The organism is Tessaracoccus rhinocerotis, from assembly GCF_007197885.1.
In the GTDB taxonomy this organism is placed as follows: Bacteria; Actinomycetota; Actinomycetes; order Propionibacteriales; family Propionibacteriaceae; genus Arachnia; species Arachnia rhinocerotis.
On the sequence record NZ_VKKG01000036.1, the window covers coordinates 1 to 318 of the forward strand.

General features: G+C 65.4%; 1 protein-coding gene. It reads left to right on the forward strand.

Annotated elements, in window-relative coordinates:
- A partial coding sequence (locus tag FOJ82_RS16015; RefSeq protein WP_185975859.1) for a phage holin family protein occupies positions 1-318 on the forward strand: 318 nt, incomplete at both ends.

Here is a 318-nt window from a genome sequence, read left to right on the forward strand (position 1 = left end):
GACGCCTTCCAGGAGTTCCGCGCGAACTACGCCGAGTTCGTCGAACGAGAGAAGGAGCTCGCCAAGGCCGAGCTGGTCCCGGCGGCCAAGCACCCGGGCATCGGGGGCGCGTTCTTCGGCGGTGCCGGGATGTTCGCGATCCATGCGGTGTGGATGTTCGTCATCGCCCTGGCGCTGACCATCGGGTGGCTCCTCGACAGCTTCACAGCCCTCAGCACCTGGGGTGCCTTCCCCATCGGGTTCTTCGCCTGCGTGGTGTTCTCCCTGCTGGTCGCGTTCATCCTGTTCAAGATCGGCTCGGCACAGTTCCGGAAGGTC